Origin of the sequence: Treponema primitia ZAS-2 (genome assembly GCF_000214375.1) — a bacterium.
GTDB classification, from domain to species: domain Bacteria; phylum Spirochaetota; class Spirochaetia; order Treponematales; family Breznakiellaceae; genus Termitinema; species Termitinema primitia.
The window spans coordinates 827,927-848,876 of sequence record NC_015578.1 but is presented as its reverse complement, the minus strand read 5'-3'; the positions used below and the strand labels follow the sequence as shown (position 1 = coordinate 848,876).

General features: G+C 51.0%; 20 protein-coding genes. 14 read left to right on the top strand and 6 right to left on the bottom strand.

Annotated elements, in window-relative coordinates:
- Positions 1 to 268: 268 nt before the first annotated feature.
- Positions 269 to 1,177, bottom strand: coding sequence for a LysR family transcriptional regulator (locus TREPR_RS03795; protein ID WP_015706965.1), 909 nt, complete (start codon positions 1,175 to 1,177; stop codon positions 269 to 271).
- A 104-nt stretch (positions 1,178 to 1,281) separates the two neighbouring features.
- Here TREPR_RS03795 and TREPR_RS03790 point away from each other — a divergent pair, with 104 nt between their 5' ends.
- From TREPR_RS03790 to TREPR_RS03760, 7 genes are all read left to right on the top strand, one after another.
- Positions 1,282 to 2,412, top strand: coding sequence for a 2-methylaconitate cis-trans isomerase PrpF family protein (locus TREPR_RS03790; RefSeq protein WP_041611001.1), 1,131 nt, complete (start codon positions 1,282 to 1,284; stop codon positions 2,410 to 2,412).
- A gap of 23 nt (positions 2,413 to 2,435) precedes the next feature.
- Positions 2,436 to 2,732 (top strand): citrate lyase acyl carrier protein, encoded by a 297-nt coding sequence (gene citD / locus TREPR_RS03785; protein WP_015706963.1) that lies wholly within the window; start codon positions 2,436 to 2,438, stop codon positions 2,730 to 2,732.
- Positions 2,729 to 3,619 (top strand): citrate (pro-3S)-lyase subunit beta, encoded by an 891-nt coding sequence (citE, locus tag TREPR_RS03780; RefSeq protein WP_041611422.1) that lies wholly within the window; start codon positions 2,729 to 2,731, stop codon positions 3,617 to 3,619. The genes citD and citE overlap by 4 nt, the downstream gene beginning before the upstream one ends.
- The gene (citF, locus tag TREPR_RS03775; RefSeq protein WP_015706961.1) at positions 3,616 to 5,154 is read left to right on the top strand and encodes a citrate lyase subunit alpha; all 1,539 of its coding nucleotides are present in this window, start codon (positions 3,616 to 3,618) and stop codon (positions 5,152 to 5,154) included. The genes citE and citF overlap by 4 nt, the downstream gene beginning before the upstream one ends.
- A gap of 2 nt (positions 5,155 to 5,156) precedes the next feature.
- Positions 5,157 to 7,451: a hydratase gene (locus TREPR_RS03770; protein WP_015706960.1), complete on the top strand. Its 2,295-nt coding sequence runs from the start codon at positions 5,157 to 5,159 to the stop codon at positions 7,449 to 7,451.
- 140 nt (positions 7,452 to 7,591) lie between these two features.
- Entirely contained in the window at positions 7,592 to 8,866 is a 1,275-nt protein-coding gene (locus tag TREPR_RS03765) for an SLC13 family permease (protein ID WP_015706959.1), read from the top strand.
- Between the two features lie 24 nt (positions 8,867 to 8,890).
- Positions 8,891 to 10,399: a CapA family protein gene (locus TREPR_RS03760; RefSeq protein WP_015706958.1), complete on the top strand. Its 1,509-nt coding sequence runs from the start codon at positions 8,891 to 8,893 to the stop codon at positions 10,397 to 10,399.
- A gap of 313 nt (positions 10,400 to 10,712) precedes the next feature.
- Here the strand turns inward: TREPR_RS03760 and TREPR_RS03755 are convergent, their stop codons facing one another.
- Positions 10,713 to 11,633 carry an Rpn family recombination-promoting nuclease/putative transposase gene (locus tag TREPR_RS03755; RefSeq protein WP_041611000.1) on the bottom strand — a complete coding sequence of 307 codons (921 nt, stop codon included), beginning with the start codon at positions 11,631 to 11,633 and terminating at the stop codon, positions 10,713 to 10,715.
- An 87-nt stretch (positions 11,634 to 11,720) separates the two neighbouring features.
- Between TREPR_RS03755 and TREPR_RS19230 the strand changes: the two genes are divergently transcribed.
- On the top strand, positions 11,721 to 12,062 hold the full coding sequence (locus TREPR_RS19230; protein ID WP_425358176.1) for an alpha/beta hydrolase domain-containing protein: 342 nt from the start codon (positions 11,721 to 11,723) through the stop codon (positions 12,060 to 12,062).
- A gap of 138 nt (positions 12,063 to 12,200) precedes the next feature.
- On the opposite strand, the gene TREPR_RS03745 is transcribed toward TREPR_RS19230, so the two are convergent.
- The 3 genes from TREPR_RS03745 to TREPR_RS03740 form a co-directional block, all read right to left on the bottom strand.
- Positions 12,201 to 12,503, bottom strand: a complete 303-nt coding sequence (locus tag TREPR_RS03745; protein WP_015706956.1) for a HigA family addiction module antitoxin — start codon at positions 12,501 to 12,503, stop codon at positions 12,201 to 12,203.
- 57 nt (positions 12,504 to 12,560) lie between these two features.
- Positions 12,561 to 12,842, bottom strand: coding sequence for a type II toxin-antitoxin system RelE/ParE family toxin (locus TREPR_RS18115; protein WP_015706955.1), 282 nt, complete (start codon positions 12,840 to 12,842; stop codon positions 12,561 to 12,563).
- Positions 12,843 to 13,041: 199 nt separating this feature from the next.
- A complete protein-coding gene (locus TREPR_RS03740; protein WP_015706954.1) occupies positions 13,042 to 13,602 on the bottom strand; it encodes an RpnC/YadD family protein in 561 nt (186 codons plus the stop codon).
- Positions 13,603 to 13,798: 196 nt separating this feature from the next.
- Between TREPR_RS03740 and TREPR_RS03735 the strand changes: the two genes are divergently transcribed.
- The 6 genes from TREPR_RS03735 (at position 13,799) to glpK (ending at position 20,407) form a co-directional block, all read left to right on the top strand.
- Positions 13,799 to 14,557 (top strand): glycerophosphodiester phosphodiesterase, encoded by a 759-nt coding sequence (locus tag TREPR_RS03735; protein ID WP_041610998.1) that lies wholly within the window; start codon positions 13,799 to 13,801, stop codon positions 14,555 to 14,557.
- Positions 14,558 to 14,625: 68 nt separating this feature from the next.
- Complete coding sequence (locus TREPR_RS03730) at positions 14,626 to 15,501, top strand: carbohydrate ABC transporter permease (protein ID WP_015706952.1); 876 nt, start codon at positions 14,626 to 14,628, stop codon at positions 15,499 to 15,501.
- A complete protein-coding gene (locus TREPR_RS03725) occupies positions 15,498 to 16,322 on the top strand; it encodes a carbohydrate ABC transporter permease (RefSeq protein ID WP_015706951.1) in 825 nt (274 codons plus the stop codon). Before TREPR_RS03730 ends, TREPR_RS03725 begins: the two co-directional genes overlap by 4 nt.
- Before the next feature lie 77 nt (positions 16,323 to 16,399).
- Positions 16,400 to 17,719 carry an ABC transporter substrate-binding protein gene (locus TREPR_RS03720; RefSeq protein WP_015706950.1) on the top strand — a complete coding sequence of 440 codons (1,320 nt, stop codon included), beginning with the start codon at positions 16,400 to 16,402 and terminating at the stop codon, positions 17,717 to 17,719.
- Between the two features lie 74 nt (positions 17,720 to 17,793).
- The gene (locus TREPR_RS03715) at positions 17,794 to 18,903 is read left to right on the top strand and encodes an Ldh family oxidoreductase (protein ID WP_015706949.1); all 1,110 of its coding nucleotides are present in this window, start codon (positions 17,794 to 17,796) and stop codon (positions 18,901 to 18,903) included.
- Between the two features lie 19 nt (positions 18,904 to 18,922).
- Positions 18,923 to 20,407 carry a glycerol kinase GlpK gene (gene glpK / locus TREPR_RS03710; protein WP_015706948.1) on the top strand — a complete coding sequence of 495 codons (1,485 nt, stop codon included), beginning with the start codon at positions 18,923 to 18,925 and terminating at the stop codon, positions 20,405 to 20,407.
- Positions 20,408 to 20,455: 48 nt separating this feature from the next.
- Here the strand turns inward: glpK and TREPR_RS03705 are convergent, their stop codons facing one another.
- Entirely contained in the window at positions 20,456 to 20,827 is a 372-nt protein-coding gene (locus TREPR_RS03705; protein WP_015706947.1) for a hypothetical protein, read from the bottom strand.
- Positions 20,828 to 20,950: the final 123 nt, after the last annotated feature.

Genomic DNA, 20,950 nt, shown 5'->3' with positions numbered 1-20,950 from the left:
TGAATCAACAACCTCGCCCTAAAGGGACGAGGTATGTTGTTCTCATAAGGTATTTGTATTCGGGGTTTAATACCTTTTTCAAGCGCCCTAAAGCTCCCTTGCGTAAGCAAGTTCTTGGGTATTAAACCCCTCAACACGAATAAAAATATAAAGCAGTATATTCTCAAACAGGGCTTTTATGCGGTTGAGCCTTCCGGCGAAACCTTTAACATTATTAGCCCAAAAGATAATAAGCTTAGGGAGTGGTAAAAGTTTTGTCCTTATTTCCTCAGGTAAACTCCCGCACAATATTGACAAACCGCTGGGCATAGTTGGGAAGGTATATCCCCCGGCGATAGGCGGCCACAAAACTGGTGGTGGTCCGGGGCGTGCCCACGGAAAAACAGGCGGGGTTCACATCGGTCCTGATATGGCGAAGATGGGTTTCTCCCACAAAGGTCATGCCGAAACCGCCTGAGGCAAGCTGCACCGATGCCTGGATATTACGGATCTCCATGGCTATGCGGGGGTCAAAACCGGCGTTGTGGAATATCTTGTCAAAGATCTGCCTGGTCCGCTGGTCCGAGCGCTGGATAATAAATTCCTCATCCCGTAATAGCCCTATATCTATCCAGGGGTATTTGCATCCTTCCCTGGGTATTCCGGCGGAGGCCAGGGGATGGTCCGGGGACATGATCAATAGTATCTCCTCCAGGTTAATGATGTCGTAGCTGATATCCGGGTGTTTTATGGGCAGGGTAAAAAAGGCAATGTCGATCTCCCCGCCCAGGATCATATCTTCCATGACTGAAGAATTCGCTTCATGGATACTTACCTTTACCCGGGGAAATTCTTTCCGGAAAACCGGCAGGGTGCAGGGCAACATGTAATTGCCCCGCATGATGGGGAAGGCGATTTTAAGTTCCCCGATGTTTTGCCGTATAATATCCGAAAGCTCCTGATCCAGTTCCTTTTTCATCGCCAGCATGGCCTTGGCTTTTTCCACATACAGCTCTCCGGCATAGGTTAATAGAAATTTATTGCCCAGCCGGCGGAAAAGGGGCTGGCCCAGGTAGTTTTCCAAATTTTGCACAAATTTGCTCAGGGTGGGCTGGGATACATAGACTTCTTCCGATGCCCTGGTGATATTTTGCTGTTTTGCAATGGAAACAATGTAGCTTAGTTCCCGAAAATCCATGGCAGTCCTCCTCAGACTATTCATACAAACTATAAAAAATATTCAAAATATGAATTGGACTTATAGTTTATAGGGTGATACGATACTTTTCAAGGAGCATTTATATGCAGCGAGGAATTCCCTGTATGATTTTCCGGGGCGGGACCAGTAAGGGCCTGTACCTTCTGGAAAAGGATTTGCCCCCTCCCGGGGACGAACGGGATGCGGTTCTACTCAGGCTCATGGGCAGCCCTGACGCCCGGCAGATAGACGGCCTGGGCGGCGCAGTATCCGTAACCAGTAAAGTGGCCATCCTTGGGCCGTCGGAACGGGATGATGCGGATATAAACTATACCTTTGCCCAGGTATCGGTGGATAAGCCTGTGGTATCCTATGCGGGAAACTGCGGCAACATCTCTTCCGGCGTCGGCCCCTTTGCCATAGAGTCAGGCCTGGTAAAGCCCAAGTCCCCTACAACCCTGGTACGAATTTATAACACCAATACTAAGAAAATTTTGATAGAAGATATACAAACCCCGGATAGGCAGGTCAACTACGAAGGGGATTGCGAGATCCCCGGGGTTCCCGGTTCCGCTGCGCCGATTAAGGTATTGGTTTTGGATCCCGCAGGATCAGTGTGCGGTAAGCTCCTCCCCACGGGAAATGCCCGGGACAAGCTGGATATTCCCGGTTTTGGGAGCCTTTCCGTATCAATCGTCGATGCGGCTAATCCCCTGGTTTTTGCCCTGGCCGGGGAGCTTGGTCTGAGCGGGAAGGAACTCCCCGGGGAAATGGACAGCAATCCTGAACTGCTGGATCTGCTGGAACGTATCCGGGGTAAGGCAGCCCAGGTTTTGGGGCTCATTGAAAAACCGGAGGATTCCCCCTGGAAAAGCCCCGGGGTTCCCAAGATGACCCTGGTGGCCCCTCCGGCGGAATATACTACCCTGTCGGGAAACCTTATTTCGGAAGATAAGATCGACCTTCTGGGAAGGATGATGTCCATGCAGAAAACCCATCCCACCTATGCCATGACCGGCGCCATGTGTACCGCCGCTGCGGCGCTTATTCCGGGGAGCATCGTTCATGGGATAAAACGCCCCAGCGCCGATCCCGCACGTTTGCGCATCGCCCATCCCGGGGGAATTCTGGAGGCCGGGGTGGATTATACCGAGTCCGCAGGAATAGTAAGCGTACAAAGCGTCTATGGGTACAGGACCGCCCGGCTTCTCGCAAAGGGTACCGCATATTATTGAGAAAAGAGCGATAAGGAGGGAACATGCAGATAAAAGAAACCGCCATTGCGGGAACCCTGGAGTCCAGCGATATTATGATAACCCTGGAACCGGGAAGTGATGGCATTGAAATAGATCTCCAAAGCGCGGTGGAGAAGCAGTTCGGCAGAGAGATCCGGGCATTGATTCGGGAAACCCTTACCGGCCTGGGTATAGCCGCCGCCAGGGTTACTGCGATTGACAAGGGCGCCCTGGACTGCGCCATCCGGGCCCGGGTAAAAACGGCGGCTTGCAGGGCTGCGGGGGAGACGGTTTTTCCATGGGGGGCGGTAAAAAAATGAAACTGCGCCGGACCATGCTCTATGTACCGGGGAACAATCCCGGGATGATCAAGGATGCGGGGGTCTATCCTGCGGACTGCATCATGTTTGATCTGGAAGATTCGGTTTCCCTTGCGGAAAAAGACGCCGCCCGTTTTTTGGTTCATGAAGCGCTCTGCACCATTGATTATCCCGGGAAAGAGCTGCTGGTACGGATAAATGCCCTGGATACCGAAATGGGCCGGGAGGATCTGGAAGCCATAGTGCGGACTGGCAGGGCAACTATACGGCTGCCGAAAACTGAAAGCGCCCAGGATATCCTGGACTGTGAAAAAGAAATCGCCAGGATTGAAAAAGACGCCGGGCTTGTTCCGGGTTCCACCGGCATGATGGCCGCAGTGGAAAGCGCCAAAGGGGTTCTAAACGCCAAGGAAATCGCCTGTGCCAGTACACGGCTTATCGGGATTGCCATCGGCGCCGAGGACTATGTAACTGATTTGAAAACCAACCGCTCCCCCGAAGGGATTGAGCTGCTTTTCGGCCGGAGCATGGTTCTTCTGGCGGCCCGCTCTGCGGGGATCGACGCCATTGATACGGTTTATTCGGATATAGATAACGAAGAGGGCCTGCGTAAAGAGACGACCCTGATCAAACAACTGGGTTTTGACGGCAAGAGCATTATTAACCCACGGCAGATCCAGCCAATCCATGAAATTTACACCCCCACTGAAAAGGAGATTTCAAAATCCCTTTTAATTATTGAAGCTATTGAGGAAGCGAAAAAACGGGGCAGCGGGGTTATAGCCCTGAACGGAAAGATGATAGACAAGCCTGTGGCGCTCCGCGCCCAACGGGTATTGGATTTAGCCTCCGCAGCGGGGCTGTTGAAAAGAAGGGAAGAGGCATGAGCGAATTTAACTATGATACTATACCCTATATTGGAGAAATAGGCGCGCTCCATGGCAAATTCGATCCCGCAGGAGCGGTGAAGGATCATAAAAACCTGGCGGAACGGCAAAAGCTGAACAATAAAATTGTGGAAAGCCTGGAAAAGGCCATAGAACTGTCGGGGCTGAAAAACGGCATGACCATTTCGTTTCACCATCATTTCCGGGATGGGGATTATATTGTCAACCTGACCCTGGATAAATTGGCGGAAATGGGGTTTCGGGATCTGATAGTTGCCGCCAGCTCCCTGAGCGACTGTCACGCGCCGATGATAAAACACATTAAAAGCGGCTTGGTGCAGCGTATAGAAACCAGCGGCCTCCGGGGCGAATTGGCGGAAGCGGTTTCCCGGGGACTCATGGACGCGCCGGTGACCTTTCGCAGTCATGGGGGCCGGGCCTATGCTATTGAGACCCGGGAGCTTCATATTGACGTAGCGTTTCTGGGAGCCCCCTCCTGCGATCCCTATGGCAATGCCAACGGCTATATCCGGGGAGTGGACCAGGGGATCATGTGCGGGTCCCTGGGGTACGCCAAAACAGACGCCCAGTATGCTGATAAGACCATTGTTATTACCAATCATATTGTTCCTTATCCCAATATTCCCTTCGGCATACCCGAATCGGATGTGAACTATGTGGTAGTGGTGGATGAGATCGGCGATCCTGAGGGGATCATGAAAGGGGCCACCCGGTTTACCAAGAGCCCCATGGAACTCCTGATGGCCACTACCTGCGCCGATGTTATTGAAGCCACCGGCAGGTTTACTGAGGGCTTTTCCATGCAAATGGGTTCCGGCGGCGCATCCCTGGCGGTGGTCCGCTTTCTCAGGGAACGGATGATACGGCAGAAGATAAGCGCCAGTTTCGCCCTAGGGGGCATTACCGGCCAAATCGTGGAGATGCACGAAGAAGGGCTTATCAAAAAAATTCTTGACGTCCAGAGCTTTGATCTTACCGCCGCACAATCCCTGAAGAACAACCGCTTCCATTCCCAAATATCCGCATCCTATTACGCAAGCCCGAGCAATAAGGGTACCGCAGTAAACCAACTGGACATAGTGGTTCTATCGGCCCTGGAAGTTGACATCAATTACAATGTTAATGTTCTGACCGGCGCCGATGGGGTAATCCGGGGCGCCATAGGCGGCCACCCTGATACTGCCCAGGGCGCATCGGTTTCCATTATCATCCTCCCCCTTACCCGGAGCCGTATCCCCTGCGTGGTGGATCGGGTGAACACCGTGGTAACCCCCGGCGAAACCGTGGATGTGATAGTGACCAACCACGGCGTAACAGTTAACCCAAGGCGGCCCCTGCTGGCAGAAAAGATACGCAAGTATGGCATACCTCTCTGTTCTATTGAAGACTTAAGGGACAAGGCCCGGAAAATTGTGGGAGACCCGGACCCGGTGGAATATACCGACAAAATCGTTGGCATTGTGGCATACCGGGACAATACGGTCATTGATGTGATTCGCCAGGTGAAGGAGTAATCATGATAAAACTTCACCAGGGCGGAGTATATTTGGTGAACGGGGACACCATCATGCCTGAGAAAACGGATCCCCATTTTGGCATCCGGGAATTTACCGGCAGGTCTTTTTCCCGGGAGGAAGCCCGCCGGGAGACCATTACTTATTCTATTCTCAAAGCCCATAATCAGGGGACAAGTATGGAACATCCCCGGCTGCGTTTTGACTGCCTGGCCTCCCATGACCTTACCTTTGTTGGGGTCATCGAGACCGCCAAGGCCAGCGGGCTGGAAAATTTTCCCCTGCCCTATGTGCTGACCAATTGCCACAACAGCCTCTGCGCAGTAGGTGGCACCCTTAATGAAGATGATCACCGCTACGGCCTGTCGGCGGCCCAAAAATACGGCGGCGTCTTTGTGCCACCCCATCAGGCGGTGATCCATTCCTACATGCGGGAAGTGTACGCCCAGTGCGGCTCCATGATCCTTGGCTCGGACAGCCACACCCGGTACGGCTCCCTGGGAACCATGGGTATAGGCGAAGGCGGGGGAGAACTGGTAAAGCAGCTCCTGGAAAAAACTTACGATATTGACTATCCCGAAGTGATCTGCGTATACCTGCGGGGAAAGGCCCGGCCCGGGGTAGGCCCCCAGGACATTGCTCTGGCGATTATCGGCGCCGTTTTTGAAAAGGGCTATGTAAAAAACAAGGTTATGGAATTTGTAGGGGAAGGCATAGAAAACCTTTCTGCGGATTTCCGCCATGGCATTGATGTGATGACCACCGAAACCGCCTGCCTCAGTTCTATTTGGCAGACCGACGGGGTGACAAAAGAGTACTATGACTGCCATGACCGCCCGGAGGATTATAAAAAACTCAAACCCGGATTGGCGGCCTGGTATGACGGGTTAATAGAAGTGGACCTTTCCAAAATTAAGCCCATGATAGCCCTGCCCTTTCATCCCAGCAATGTATTTGCCATTGATGAATTCAACAGCAATGCTGAGGACATACTTCATTCTGTGGAAGAAGAAGCGAACAAAATTATTAAAACCCGCTTCCGGTTTTCCCTGATTGACAAGATCCATAAGAGCAGAGTTAAGGCGGATCAGGGAATTATTGCGGGCTGCGCAGGGGGGACCTATGAAAACATCATGGCCGCTGCAACAACCCTGAAGCAGGGGCGCCTGGGGAACGACGTGTTTTCCCTTTCGGTATATCCCGCTTCCCAGCCAGTCATGATCGATCTGATCAGGAAAGGCGCCTGGGGCGATCTTGCCCAAGCCGGAGTATCCCTGCGGAGCAGTTTCTGCGGCCCCTGTTTTGGCGCCGGGGATGTTCCCGCCAGCGGACAACTTTCGATTCGCCACACCACCAGAAATTTTCCCAACCGTGAAGGCTCCAAGCCCGGGGAAGGCCAGATGGCCGCAGTAGCCCTGATGGATGCCCGTTCCATTGCCGCCACCGCGCTTAACGATGGCGCCCTTACCCCCGCTACAGACCTGGACCTGGACTATGACCATCCCCGCTTTAGCTTTGACTCCGGGGTTTATCAAACCAGGGTTTATAACGGCTTTAGAAAAGGTAACTCTGACGTGGAGCTGCAATACGGCCCCAATATTACCGGCTGGCCTGAAATGGGAGCCCTGGAAGAAAACTTGCTCCTGGGCATCGCTTCGGTGATCGCCGATCCGGTAACCACCACCGACGAGTTAATACCCTCGGGGGATACCTCCACATACCGTTCCAACCCAATCGCCATGGCCCGGTTTACCCTGTCCCGGAAAGATCCTGCCTATGTGGGAAGGGCCGAGGAGTTTCAGGCCCTGGAACGGAAACGCCGGGCCGGAGAAGCCCTGCCCCGGGAAGTACAAAGCCTGTTAGAAACCCTGAGCAGCTCAGGCGGCCCGGCCGTGACGGCGCAAAACACCGGCATAGGTTCGGTGATTTACGCGGTGAAGCCCGGGGATGGCTCCGCCCGGGAACAGGCGGCGAGCTGCCAGCGGGTACTGGGCGGCTGGGCCAACATTGCCCGGGAATACGCCACCAAACGTTACCGTTCAAACCTTATCAACTGGGGCATGCTGCCCCTGATCATGGATGGGGAAGCGGATTTTCAGAGCGGGGATTACATATTCATCCCCGGCATAGGTTCCGCAATTAAAGAGGAAAGAGAGAGCATAAAAGCTGTTTTGATACGAGCGGATAAGAGCAGTCCCCTTACATTTACTATCGGAGAACTGACCGGCGAAGAGCGGCGGATTCTTCTTGCGGGATGCCTTATCAATTTTTACAGGAGGGAAATTATTCCCGTGTAACGGGAATGATATAGGGCGCCTCTAAAAACTCAGCTAGTTTTTACGGTGCCTAAACGGATAAATTTTTTATCCGAAAGGATCAGCCCCTTTTTCCGGAGAAGGAGCTATTCCTGCTAAAATTTTTTCAGGAGGAATACTCTATGTCACCTATCGCCATTGCGGCTATTATTATGGTCGCTACCGTTGTGTGTTTCTTTCACCCAAAGATCCCCAATGTTCCTGTCGCTATTGCGGCGGGGCTTGCCTTTGTGGTAACCGGAATTATAACGCCGGCTGTTATGTTTAACAGTTTTACCAGCTCAACCTGTATTCTTATGATCGGCATGATGACCATTGGGGGTGCCATGTTCCGCACCGGACTGGCTGGCTGGATCGGTAAAACGCTGATGCGTCTTACGGGAACCACCACGGGGCGGATACAGCTCGCGATTTTTCTTACCACCGTTGTTATTGCGCCTTTTACATCAGGAACCGCTTGTATGATGATCATGTATCCCCTGGTGTGCAGCATTGCTATGACAACCAAAACATCCATGGCCGATATTGTTTACTTTCAACAGATGGGAAGCAAGGTTGGTTCGGGCTTTACCTTTACCGGCATGGGTATGATAGGAACCAGCGCCGCAATATTGGAAGCGTCGGGGTATCGTATTTGGTCATTCTTTGAAATCTCCTGGTGGGGACTGCCGGCCGCGATCCTTACCACCCTTCTGGTGTTCACCATTGGTAAACGGTATATCATTAAAGGTTACCCCTTTAAGGAGCCCGATGCGGCGGTGGCAGCGGAAAGCAATGATTTGCCGAATAAATTTACCCTCCAAATGGGATTGGTGGCGATTTTCCTTGTGCTAACCCTGGTTGGGTTTATCGTCAATAATCCAAAATTTCCCCCAAATGTATGCGCAACCCTTGGCGCCCTTGCCTGTCTTTTTACCGGCTGTTTGAGCCCAAAACAAATGTATCAGGCAGTAAACTGGGATATTGTCATCCTCATTGGCGGTATGTCCGCATTTTCCCGGGGTATTGAAACATCGGGGTTTGGCAAATTAATTGCCGATTCCATTCTGAATGTCACCGGGCCGCAAGTTTCTCCCCTGGTTATCCTTTTCATCCTTTTTATAGTTACCGTATTTATTACCCAGTTTATGTCGGATAATGGGTCGGTTGCGCTGATGGCGCCTATTGCGATTATGCTGGCAAAAGCCCAAGGATTGGCTAGTCCCCATGCCTATGTCATGGCCTGCCTTATCGGCTGCATGGGCGCCCATTTCTCAATTATGGCATCCCCGTCTATGGCATTTACCCAGGGGCTTGGTGGATATAGCAACAAGTATTTTGTAAAACAGGCATTGTTCATCGAACTGCCGGTAAACCTGCTGGTTACCATGGTTATGATTCCACTTGTTTATTTATAATCTTAATTTTTATAGGAGCGCTTTATGAGTGAAGAAAAGAAATATCCTGAAATTGCGGATCATCCGGCGATAGTCAAGATGCGGGAAGAGCATTTCGCGAATCCCGCTATCAAGGCCCCCTTTACCTTAACCGTGGTAGGGGACATTATTCAAACAAACCCCATATCCCATTTGATCGATCCCGAAGTGCGGGCGATTCTTGACCCTATCAAAAAAAGCGATGTTGCGGTGGGAAATATGGAATCAAACTTTGGGGACTATCGGAACCAGCGGGCCCACATTGGCGGCCTCATGGGGTGTAAAGAAGTGGCGGCAGATGTTAAGTCCCTGGGATTTAATGTTGTCGCCCGGTCCAGTAATCACTCCACCGATCAGGGAGTAGATGAAATGCTGAAGTGTAATGAATATCTTCAGCAGGCAGGTGTTACCTATGCCGGGACTGGTTTTAATCTGGAAGACGCCCGGGCGCCCCAATACCTGGAAACCCCTAAGGGCAGAATAGGCCTGGTAGCCATGACAGTTTCCTTTAATGGTCGGGTGGATAACCAATCATCACGCAGCGCTGATACGGGAATGGAAATGGCCGCCTACCAGGGTGGTAACAGAAACGGTGCAGCGGGAATAAATTTTCTGCGGGTTACCCCCAGCGTTGTACTGCCCCCCGAACTTTTTGAGGGAATTAAAAAAATCAAACAGTACGAAACGGACTATGCCCAAAAAGCTACGAAAGAACACGCCGGGGACATCACCTCCGATGGCAGTGAAGTTAAAGCCCTGATGGAACGGATGTACGGCAAGGTTGGTGACCCCAACAAACGGCAAATGGTACATACCACCATGTTTGAAGCGGGGGAGCGGCCCTGCGGACTTAATTATTACCCCAATGCCGATGATCTCAGACTAAACCTGCGCAGCATACGCCAGGGCAAAGAATGGTCGGATTTTATGATCGCCACCGTTCATTCCCACGATTACAACAATGTGCTGCGTCACATGGACTTTCTTCAGGAGACCCCTTCAGAATTTCTGGTAGATCTGGCCCACAAATCTATTGATAATGGCGCTGATGTATTTTTTGCCACCGGCCCCCACCTTCTGCGGGGTATCGAAATCTACAAAGGCAAGCCCATCTTCTATAGCTTGGCGAGCTTTATCTACCAGCTCTGGGGAACCCCGGCAGGCCCGGACCGTTACACGGATAACCATTTGGATCAGTTCTACAGTGAAACTACCGAAACGGAAATGAACATGGATATGTGGCCTCCCCAGGCGGTAACCAAACATCCGGATCCCAAAAACATGGAGTCCATGGAATCGGTGACCGCCCAGCTTGATTACGACGGGGGGAAGATCAAACAGATCTTAATCCGCCCCATTGAATTTGGCTATGACGCGCCCATGTCCCAGCACGGTATCCCCCGTACGCCGAAACCAGAAGTAGCGGCCCGGATACTCAAGAGGCTGCAGCGTATGTCCGAAGCCCTCGGTACTAAAGTTGAAATCCAGGGTGGGACAGGGTTGATAAAATTCTAAAGGCGAAGCTGGACACCCGCCGGTAATTAGATTAATTGTCGGGTATTTGAGCCTCTTTCAAAACTTGGTTTTTGGAAGGGGCTCTTATTTTTAGGATAGAATGACAGTGCAGGAGAGGCTTTACCCGGGGTTTGTCCTTGCTAGTATCGTTCTGAAAATGTTTCCGTAATGGCCACTATATCATTGTATGATAGACTTGTGCAGCATAGACTAACGTGAATTTCGCCCGCTTGCTTTATTATGCGGACCTTGGCGTAGGCTACACTTAATTTATGGATGAGGACGATATGTTTTTAGAGGGCTTCACTATATTTCACTGGGCAAGACTTTTGACGGTTTCCATGTCAAGGCCAACCGCTTTGGCGACCGTGTCCAGGCTTACGCCCAGGGCAAGAAGATTCTTCGCCGTTTCCAGGGCTTTTTTCTTCTCGCCTTCCTCGCGGCCTTCCCCGCGGCCTTCCTCGCGACCTTCCTCGCGACCTTCCTCGCGGCCTTCCTTCCACCCTTCTTCTCTTTCGAATGCAAGGGCTTCCTCGGTGTTCCATTCGGTTAATAACATTTGTAATACCTCCGTGGCGTGTGATTTTAAAAACTCACGCAGAATATTATGCTCTATGCAGTCATTGATCGCTTCTCTAAAGGCGACATCTTTATCGGAAATAGTTTTCTTGTATTCCCGGACCTTGTCAACAAAGGCGCTGTACCCGCCGAGTTCTTCGCATTTTTTCAGCATCCCCTCGTTATGGCCATGGTTGATATTGTATACCTGTACCGTTAATTCCAAATCTACCGGCCTTTTAGTTCCGCCCAGCGCATCCCCCAGGTCCTTAAAGGCATCGGACAGTTTTAGTGTTGCCTGGTCGGGGTATTTGTCCGTGCCGTTATACAGGACAATGAATTCAGGCCAGGGTAAAGGGACCAGTTTTTTATCGTATATTTTATTCGTGCCTATGATTTTTTCGTACACCCTGGCTATGTACATCAGCAGCCGGAAGGGCATGTTGGGGTTTATCGTGGACTGATGCTCAATGAGCACCACCAGCCGGTTGTCCACGGTGAATGAAAGGTCATTGATCTGGTTCTTAAAAATCACGTCGGTCAGGGTATTTATGCTGATGGGCACGTCCGGTGCCAAGGTAACGCCTTCAATGGCGCCATACAAGCCCCGCAGGACCTCCGGATCGCTAAAAAGAAAAGAAAATACGCTGTCTTTAAGCTGCCTGTTAATGCCCATAACCGCCTCTTTTCCAAATATAGGGAAATTTATGGCTAATTGCAAGATGGCGCAGTGCCTCATTGAAAAAGATACCCAAAAGGGACTATACCGTCAGAAAGCGAGGGACGGCGGTCAAAAGGGAATCTTGATCAAAACGGGAATGCCAAGGGCGGCATACGGCCGCCAAATTTTGATATTCCCACCGCTCAATATGTTGCAGGTCCGGCGTATCCCCTGGAAGGATTCACCATAGCTTTTGCCCCGGCTAAACTCAAAGAGCTTTATCCGACCCATGAGATATACGTAGAGAAAATCCGGCAATCAGCGGATGCGGCGGTAAAGGCGGGATTTCTTTTACCCCAAGGCGCCGATGAATATGTGAAGCTTGCGGAGATAGCCCCGGTCCCCGAGCCGATCCCCACCGAGGCAAAGCTGTTTTTGGGATAGAATGACTGTGCGGTACAGGGTTTTACCTAGGGTTTGTTCTTGCTAGTATCGCTCTGAAGATGTTTCCGTCATGGTCACCCTATCATTACATGATAGACTTGTGTATTAACTGGCGTGAACTCCGCCTACTTGTTTTTATTATGCGGGCTGCTTTTTTAGTGGAACTATATGATCTAAATCGTCCTGAATTTTTCTTTTTGCTTTAATACGTTCAAAATCAAGCTGCATTCCCGCAAAATATCCATCTGTCAAACCAAAATATTTACATAAACGCAAATCGGTATCCGCAGTAATACCCCGTTTTCCATTAATGATATCGCTCAATCTGTTTTGCGGAATACCCAGGATTTTTGCCAGCGCGTTTTGGGAAATATTTAAAGGGGCAAGAAATTCTTCGGCCAAAACTTCCCCAACTGTAGGCAGCTCATTGAGCATCTTCATTTTTATCTCCTTATATACATTATACGTATATACTATAATTTGTCAAGGTCCATGCCATCAATGATAATCCACAATTTCCACGTCATAGGCGTTATTCTCGCTCCATCTAAAACAAATACGGTATTTATCATTAATGCGAATAGAGTATTGGCCTTCACGATTTCCTGAAAGTTTTTCCAGATGATTGGACGGTGGAATAGCCAGTTCATTAAGCTGCCCGGATCTATTCAGCATCGCCAGTTTGATGATTGCCGATTTAAAAATTGCTGTTGAAAACCTCGCAGAATAGCCGACCGCAAAAATCTTGGCCGTTTCTTTACATTTAAACGATTGTATCATTTTCAATAAGTCCCAAGAATAGTATCCCTAAGACTATAGTTTTTGTCAAGAAAAAATGTAAAAGAAATAATTGAATATACCGTTGAAAATCGGACCTATGCCTTTGATCAAAACGGGAATGCCAAGGGCGGCAGAGGCTTTTATTTTTGGGACAGCATGGCTGTGCGGGATAGAGTTTTACTCTGGGTTTGTCTATATTTCACTGGGCAAGACTTTTGACGGTTTCCATGTCAAGGCCAACCGCTTTGGCGACCGTGTCCAGGCTTACGCCCAGGGCAAGAAGGTTCTTCGCCGTTTCCAGGGCTTTTTTCTTCTCACCTTCCTCGCGGCCTTCCTTCCATCCTTCTTCTCTTTCGAATGCAAGGGCTTCCTCGGTGTTCCATTCGGTTAATAACATTTGTAATACCTCCGTGGCGTGTAATTTTAAAAACTCACGCAGAATATTATGTTCTATGCAATCGTTGATCGCTTGCCGAAAGGCAATATCTTTATCGGAAATCGTTTTTTTGTATTCCCGGACTTTGTCAACAAAGATGCTGTACCCGCTGAGTTCTTCGCACTTTTCCAGCATTCCTTCGTTATGGCCGGGATTGATATTATACACCGTAACGATCAGATCAAGGGGGACTTTTTCGCCCGGTTCCAGCCCGATAAAGGCGTCGGAAAGCCATAATTTCCACTTTTCCGGCGTTTCCCCCGGCCCGTTGTAGAAGACGATGAATTCCGGTTTAGGTATCTTTACCAGGGAGGTTTTATACAAAGCCTGTTAGGGAGCGGAGGAGGAAAAATGCTTTAGTGGAGAAGAAAATTTTGTGAAAAAATGAAAAATAGCTTTTTACGAACCCGGACGTGCCCAATTATCAGTTTTTCAACGTGCTTTCAAAGGATAAACCGTGTTGACACTCCTCAAAAATTGTCCATATACTATTTACTTCATTTATTATGGAGGAGAAACCATGAAAATACTGAACCTGGCCCACCGGGGATTTAGCGGAAAATACCCTGAGAATACCCGCAGGGCCTTTATTGCCGCCATTGAGGAGGGGCATTACAAGGGGCGCCCCTGCAATGGCTTTGAGTCGGATGTCCATTTATCCGCCGACGGCGAACCGGTGATAATCCATGACGATCTGCTGGAGCGGACCACCGACGGGAAGGGGGCCGTGGGGGATCAGAGTTTCGCGGATCTGAGAAAGCTGGACTGCGGCGCCTGGAAGGGCCGGGAGTTTGCCGGGGAACGGATGATGCACCTGGACGAGCTTCTGGAACTGATTATCGAGAAGGATATTGTGCTCAACCTGGAGATTAAAAATTATTCGGTCTTTTATAAAGGTATCGAAGAGAAGGTTATAGGCCGGATTAAGGCCCTGGGAGCGCAAAACCGGGTTTTTCTCTCATCCTTTAACCATATTTCCATGAGAATTTGCAAAGAAATCGACAAAAACATCGAAGCGGGGCTCCTTTACGGGTACCCTTTGCTTGATATGGACGATTATGGCAAGCGGCATGGTATGAATGCCCTGCATCCCCAGGTGAATTGCCTGGAATATACCCCGGAACTAGTCGAAAAAGCCCATAAAAACGGGTTAAAGATAAATACCTGGACCGCAAATACGGAAGAACAGATACGTTTTTGCATTAAGCTTGGGGTAGACAGCATCATTTCCAACTATCCTGATAAGGTAGCGGAGTTGTTAGCCGCAAATAATTCTTAAAATTCCTTTTGCGCATTTGAAAAACATAGCTTATAATAATTTATTATTATGTAATAATTGGGGAGATAATGAGTTTATCAGCAAAAAGATCCTTTAACGCTACGCCGTATCTGTTCCTTTTGCCCTGTATGCTGGTTTTTGGGGTGTTTATATTTTTTCCCTTTGCCAAGACGGTGATTTTTTCTTTCTTTCTGACTAATTCCCGGGGCAAACCGGTAGAATTTGTAGGATTTGAAAATTATATCAAGCAGTTCAGCAGCGCTCAGTTCCTGAACAGCCTGAAGCTCACCCTGATTTTTGCCCCCCTGGTCTGCATCCCCACCCTGGTGGCGGCCTACTTCCTGGCGGCTCTGGCCAATACCAGGAGCCGGGGCAGCAGGATTTACGAGGTGATGTATTCCCTGCCCATGGCTATCGCTTCCGCACCGGCGGCGGCGATTTGGTTTAACCTGCTTAGCTCCGGGAAAAACGGCATCATGAACCATCTGCTGGGGACGGACATACGCTGGCTCCTGGACGCGAAGTACGCCCTGTTCGGGGTGGCCTTTGTAACGGTGTGGCTTAACATTGGTACGGGGTTTATCTTCCTCCTCACGGGGTTCCGCAATGTGAGCGACGAGCTTATCGAAAGCGCCCGTATGGACGGGGCGGGGTATTTCCGCCGGCTTTTCAGCATTCTGACCCCCATCGCCTCCCCGCAGATATTTTTTGTGGTGTTCCTGAATATCGTGGTTTCCTTTCAGGCCTTTGCCCAGATACGGCTCCTGACCCAGGGGGGGCCCAGCTATTCTACCAATGTATTGGTCTATTCAATTTTCCAGTCTGCTATCCGGGACACCCGGTTTGAAACGGCCTTTGCCCAGTCGGTGGTACTTTTCCTCATCATCCTGGGGGTTACAATTATTCAATTCAAAACTGAAGACAGGATGGTACACTACCAGTGAGCCAAAAAAACCTGCACGCAGCCCTGGGGTGGATAGTTAAATTCGCTATCGGCATTTTTATTATTTCGCCTATCCTGATCGGTTTTTCCATGAGCTTCATGTCCCCGGCTGAACGGGCTATGATACCCCCCCATATTCTACCCCAGAACCCGGTGACCTACACCTACAGGACGGCCCTGCAAACCGTGCCCCTCTTCAAATTTATGGCAAACAGTTTTATTGTGTGCGCCATTATTATCGTAGGCCAGGTCTTTACCTGTAGCTTTGCTGCATACGCCTTTTCTTTCCACCGCTTCAAGGGGCGGAATGTCCTGTTCATGGTGGTCCTGGCTACCATGATGATCCCTGCGGATGCCATCATCATTGCCAATTACCTTACCATAGCCCAGGCGCGGCTGACCAATACTTATTTCGGCCTGGTGGTTCCCTATTTAAGCTCCGCCATGGGCATTTTCCTGATGCGCCAGTTTTTCCTGACCATACCCCGGGAACTGCACGAGGCAGCCATTATCGACGGCTGCGGGGATCTGCGGTTTCTTTTGAAAATCGTAATGCCCATTTCTAAACCCGCCATAGCGTCCCTGGGGGTGTATACCTTTATCCAGATTTATAACCAGTACCTCTGGCCCCTGCTGGTGACGAACAGCAACAATATGCGGACAGTCCAGGTGGGCATAGGGATTCTGAAGGAAGCGGAAGCGGTGGATTACGGAATTGTGCTGGCCGGATCGATATTGGTTCTGATACCCGCAGTTTTGGTGTTTATCTTTGGACAAAAATATCTGGTCAGGGGGATGACCGCCGGCGCGGTGAAGGGTTAATTTTATTGTTAATAAGGGGCGTCCCAAAAACCAGAAGGTTTTCAGGGACGCCCTTAAATATTTTTGGAGGAGTGAGGATGAAAAAATTACTCTGTACTATGATGGCGGTCCTTTGCGTGGGCGCCCTGGTTTTCGCCGCCGGCGGAAAGGATCAAAGCGCTGCGGGGGGTAAGACTAAAATTATCCTGTGGCATTCCATGGGCGGAAGAAACGGTGAAGCCCTGGAAAAATTGGCCAAGGAATTTAACAGTTCCCAGGAAAAAATCGAAATTGAACTGCAATACCAGGGGAACTATGACGACTGTATCGTCAAAATAAAAGCCACCCCCAAGGGGCAGGGGCCGGATATACTCCAGCTCTACGATATAGGAACCCGTTGGGCCATAGATTCCGGCACAACCCTGAAGATGCAGGATTTTATCAACCGGGACAAGTACAATATTTCCGATTATGAACCGAACATCCTGGCCTATTACACCCTGGACGGGGAACTTTTTTCCATGCCCTTTAACTGTTCTTCCCCGGTAATCATCTACAACAAGGAAGCCCTTGCCGCAGCTAAGCTGGATCCCAAAACCGCTTTCGCCACCATGGACGCCGTCCTTGCCACCAGCAAGGCCCTTGCGGCTTCCAACCCAAACATGCACGGGTCCTTCACCAACTACAGCTGGGTTTTTGAACAGCTGGTTTCCATCCAGGACAAGGACCTGCTGGATAACGGCAATGGCCGCAAGAGCCGGGCCACAGCGGTCATCGCCCGGGAACCGCTGCTCAACATCATGACCAAACTCAGGGCTATTTACAGCGATCCCTCCAACGTTATCTTTGGTAAGGGAACCGCGGAGTCCAAGAACCAGTTTGCCACGGGCAGTACCCTGGGCTACATCATTGACTCCTGTTCAATCTATGCGGACTCTGCCGCCGCTGCGGGTGGTAAGTTCAATTTAGGCTTCGCATCTATCCCCAAGGTTAATGCCGGGGACACCGGAGGCGTTTCTGTGGGCGGGGGTTCTCTCTGGCTCATGGACAGCGGCAGCGACCAAAAGGCCAACGCGGCCTGGGAATTTGTCAAGTTTGTAACTGGCGCGGAAAAGCAGGCCCAATGGTCCATGGAGACCGGGTACCTGCCCATACGCCGGTCCTCGGTTGACCTGCCTGTTTACCAGGACTTTACCAAGAATACTAACCCTGAACTGATCGTCGCTATTGAGGCGCTGCGGAATTCCAAGCCCTCCTGCGCGGGCAGCGTCATGGGTGTATTCTCCAAGGCCCGGGTCATCATCGAAAACGAAATCGAAACCATGGCCAACAACCCTTCCGTTACTCCCCAAGCTGTGGTGGACCGGATCATCAGCCAGATAAACGAAGAAATTACCCTCTACAACAGAACTAACTAGAGTTTTTGCGAGTAGTAACGTAGTATTTTTGGGGCTGCCCAATTTAGGGCAGCCCCTCTTGTAGGAGAAATGGCATGGCCCAGAATATTGTATATGAGAGCTTTGATAAGATGGAAGCTCTTATGAAGGATGTGTTTATCAAAGTCGGGGTACCCGAAGTGGACGCGGCGGTTTGCGCAGAGATACTGATCGAGTCGGACAAACGGGGTATCGATTCCCACGGGGTGGGCAGGTTCAAGCCGATTTACATTGACCGGATAAATGACGGCATCCAGAACCCGGTGACAAATTTTGAAGTTGTCAAGGACGGCCTGACCACGGCGGTGGTGGACGGCCACGACGGCATGGGCCAGGTTATCGGCAAACGGTCCATGCAGATGGCCCTGGATAAGGCAAAGAAGTACGGCATGGGCATGGTTGTGGCAAGAAACTCCACCCACTACGGCATTGCGGGCTACTATGCCACCATGGCGACCAAGGCGGGGATGATCGGCATTACCGGCACCAACGCCCGGCCCTCTATTGCCCCAACCTTTGGGGTAGAAAATATGCTGGGCACCAATCCCTTAACCGTGGGTATTCCCTCGGATGAGGACTTCCCCTTTGTGCTGGACTGTGCCACCTCGGTTTCCCAGCGAGGCAAGATCGAACACTACGATCGGATTGGCAAAAAGATGCCCGAAGGCTGGGTCATCGATCAGCAGGGCCAAAGCGAAACGGATCCCGCCACGGCCCTGGAGGGGCTGACCAAAGGAAGCTCAGCCCTGGCGCCCTTAGGCGGCCTGGGGGACGATACCGCAGGCTATAAAGGCTACGGCTACGCCACAGTGGTAGAGATACTCTCCGCTGCCCTACAACAGGGAAACTTTCTGAAAGCCCTGAGCGGCCTGGATGGGAGCGGCAAAAAGATTCCCTACCACCTAGGGCACTTCTTTATCGCCATAGACATAAGCGCCTTTGTGGAACTTGATTTATTCAAAAAAACCACCGGAGATATTTTGCGGGAACTGCGGGCATCGAAAAAAATGCCCGGCCGCGACAGGATCTATACTGCAGGGGAAAAAGAGTACCTGGCATGGCTTGACCGGAAGGGAAAAGGCGTACCCCTGAACGACAGCCTGAAAAAAACGATACTGAAACTGAAGGAAGAATATAAGCTTGACGGGTATAGCTTCAATTTTTAAGTAACTACAGGAAGCCGCTATGGGGAAATATATTTTAGCCTTGGATCAGGGAACCACCAGTTCCCGGGCAATACTCTTTGACCGGGATCAGAATATCCTTGGCATGGCCCAGAGGGAATTCGCTCAAATATACCCCCGGGAGGGGTGGGTTGAACATGACCCCATGGAAATCTACTCCTCCCAATATGCGGTGATGATGGAACTCCTTACTCAAAACAGTATTGCTGCAGAGGATATCGCCGCCCTGGGTATTACCAACCAGCGTGAAACAACGATACTGTGGGATAAGGTTACGGGTAGGCCGATTTACAACGCCATAGTCTGGCAGTGCCGGCGTACTGCGGATATCGTGGACGGCCTGGTTAAAGACGGGCTGGGGGACCACATCCGCAAAACCACAGGGTTGGTGCCGGACGCTTATTTTTCCGGCACAAAAATCAAGTGGATACTGGATCACACAGAGGGGGCCCGGGACAAAGCCCGGCTGGGAGAGATACTCTTCGGCACCGTGGACACCTGGCTGATCTGGAAACTCACCAATGGCGCCGCCCATGTGATCGACCTTACCAACGCATCCCGGACTATGATCTTCGATATCCATACCCTGGACTGGGATGACAGGCTCCTGGCAGCCCTGGACATCCCCCGGGCCATGCTCCCCCAGGTTAAGCCTTCAAGCTGCATCTACGGTACGGCACTCATCCAGGGCGCAGAGATCCCCATTGCCGGGGATGCGGGGGATCAGCAGGCGGCCCTCTTTGGGCAGTGCTGTTTTGAAAAGGGAGAGGCGAAAAATACCTACGGTACCGGCTGCTTCCTCCTGACCCACACGGGAAATGAGGCGGTTGAAAGCCGGAACGGCCTGCTCACCACCATTGCTGCAGCCTTGCCCGGGAAGGCCAACTACGCCCTGGAGGGCAGCGTCTTTGTGGGGGGCGCGGTGATCCAGTGGCTCCGGGACGAGATGCGTTTCCTCACGGAAAGCGCCGATGCGGAATACTACGCCGGCAAGGTGGAGGATACCGGCGGGGTCTACCTGGTTCCCGCCTTTACCGGCCTGGGGGCGCCCCATTGGGATATGTACGCCCGGGGCTGCATCGTGGGGATCACCCGGGGCACCAAACGCTACCATATCATCAGGGCGGCGGAGGAATCCATCGCCTACCAGGTTCTGGATTTGATCCGGGCCATGGAAAAGGACACGGGAACAAAAATTGCAGAACTCAAGGTAGATGGCGGGGCGAGCAGGGACAGCTTCCTCATGCAGTTTCAGGCGGACATCATGGGCGGGAACTTACACCGGCCCAAAATCCGGGAAACCACCGCCCTGGGCGCCGCTTACCTTGCTGGGCTGGCGGTGGGTTTCTGGAAGGGGCTGGATGAAATCAAGGCCAAATGGCAATGCGATAAAAGCTTCGGTCCCCAAATGGAGGCAAAGAAACGGGAAACCCTCATCGCAGGCTGGCATAAGGCAGTTGGCCGAAGTCTCGGCTGGGCAGAGTAAGGCCGGCGGGTTTTCCGGCCGGGGACTTAAACGGGAAAGCCTGTTCGGCTATTCCTCAGCGCTCTGAAAGAGGACGAAAAATTCATCCTTTACCGGAAGGTTCTTTTTCAGCTCACGAATGTAGGTCCGGGTATCTCCCATTTCCTCATAGGCATCGCAAAAATCCAGATACCGCCGGGTTATTGTGCAGTACTTGTAGAGTTTTTCCTCCCCCAGCTTCTTCTTCCATTTTCCGGCGGCGCAGCGTACCCTGAGCACATACCGGTCATCACCGGCAGATTTTGCCGGAACCAGCTTGCACTGGATACAATTGGCGCAATAGATTTTGCCGACATGAAAATCCTGCTCTTCCTCGTGATCAAGAACCACCGCCAGGTCCTCTGTTTCCTCCCGCTCCTGTACATCTGCCGCCTGGATCATAAAATACCACCTTTTTGTTTTTTCCTTATCCGACGCTGATTATATCAATTTTTAGTATATTATAGAATTAAAAGAATGTATATATATTGACAAATATAAAGAATTATGTAAATTTATACATAT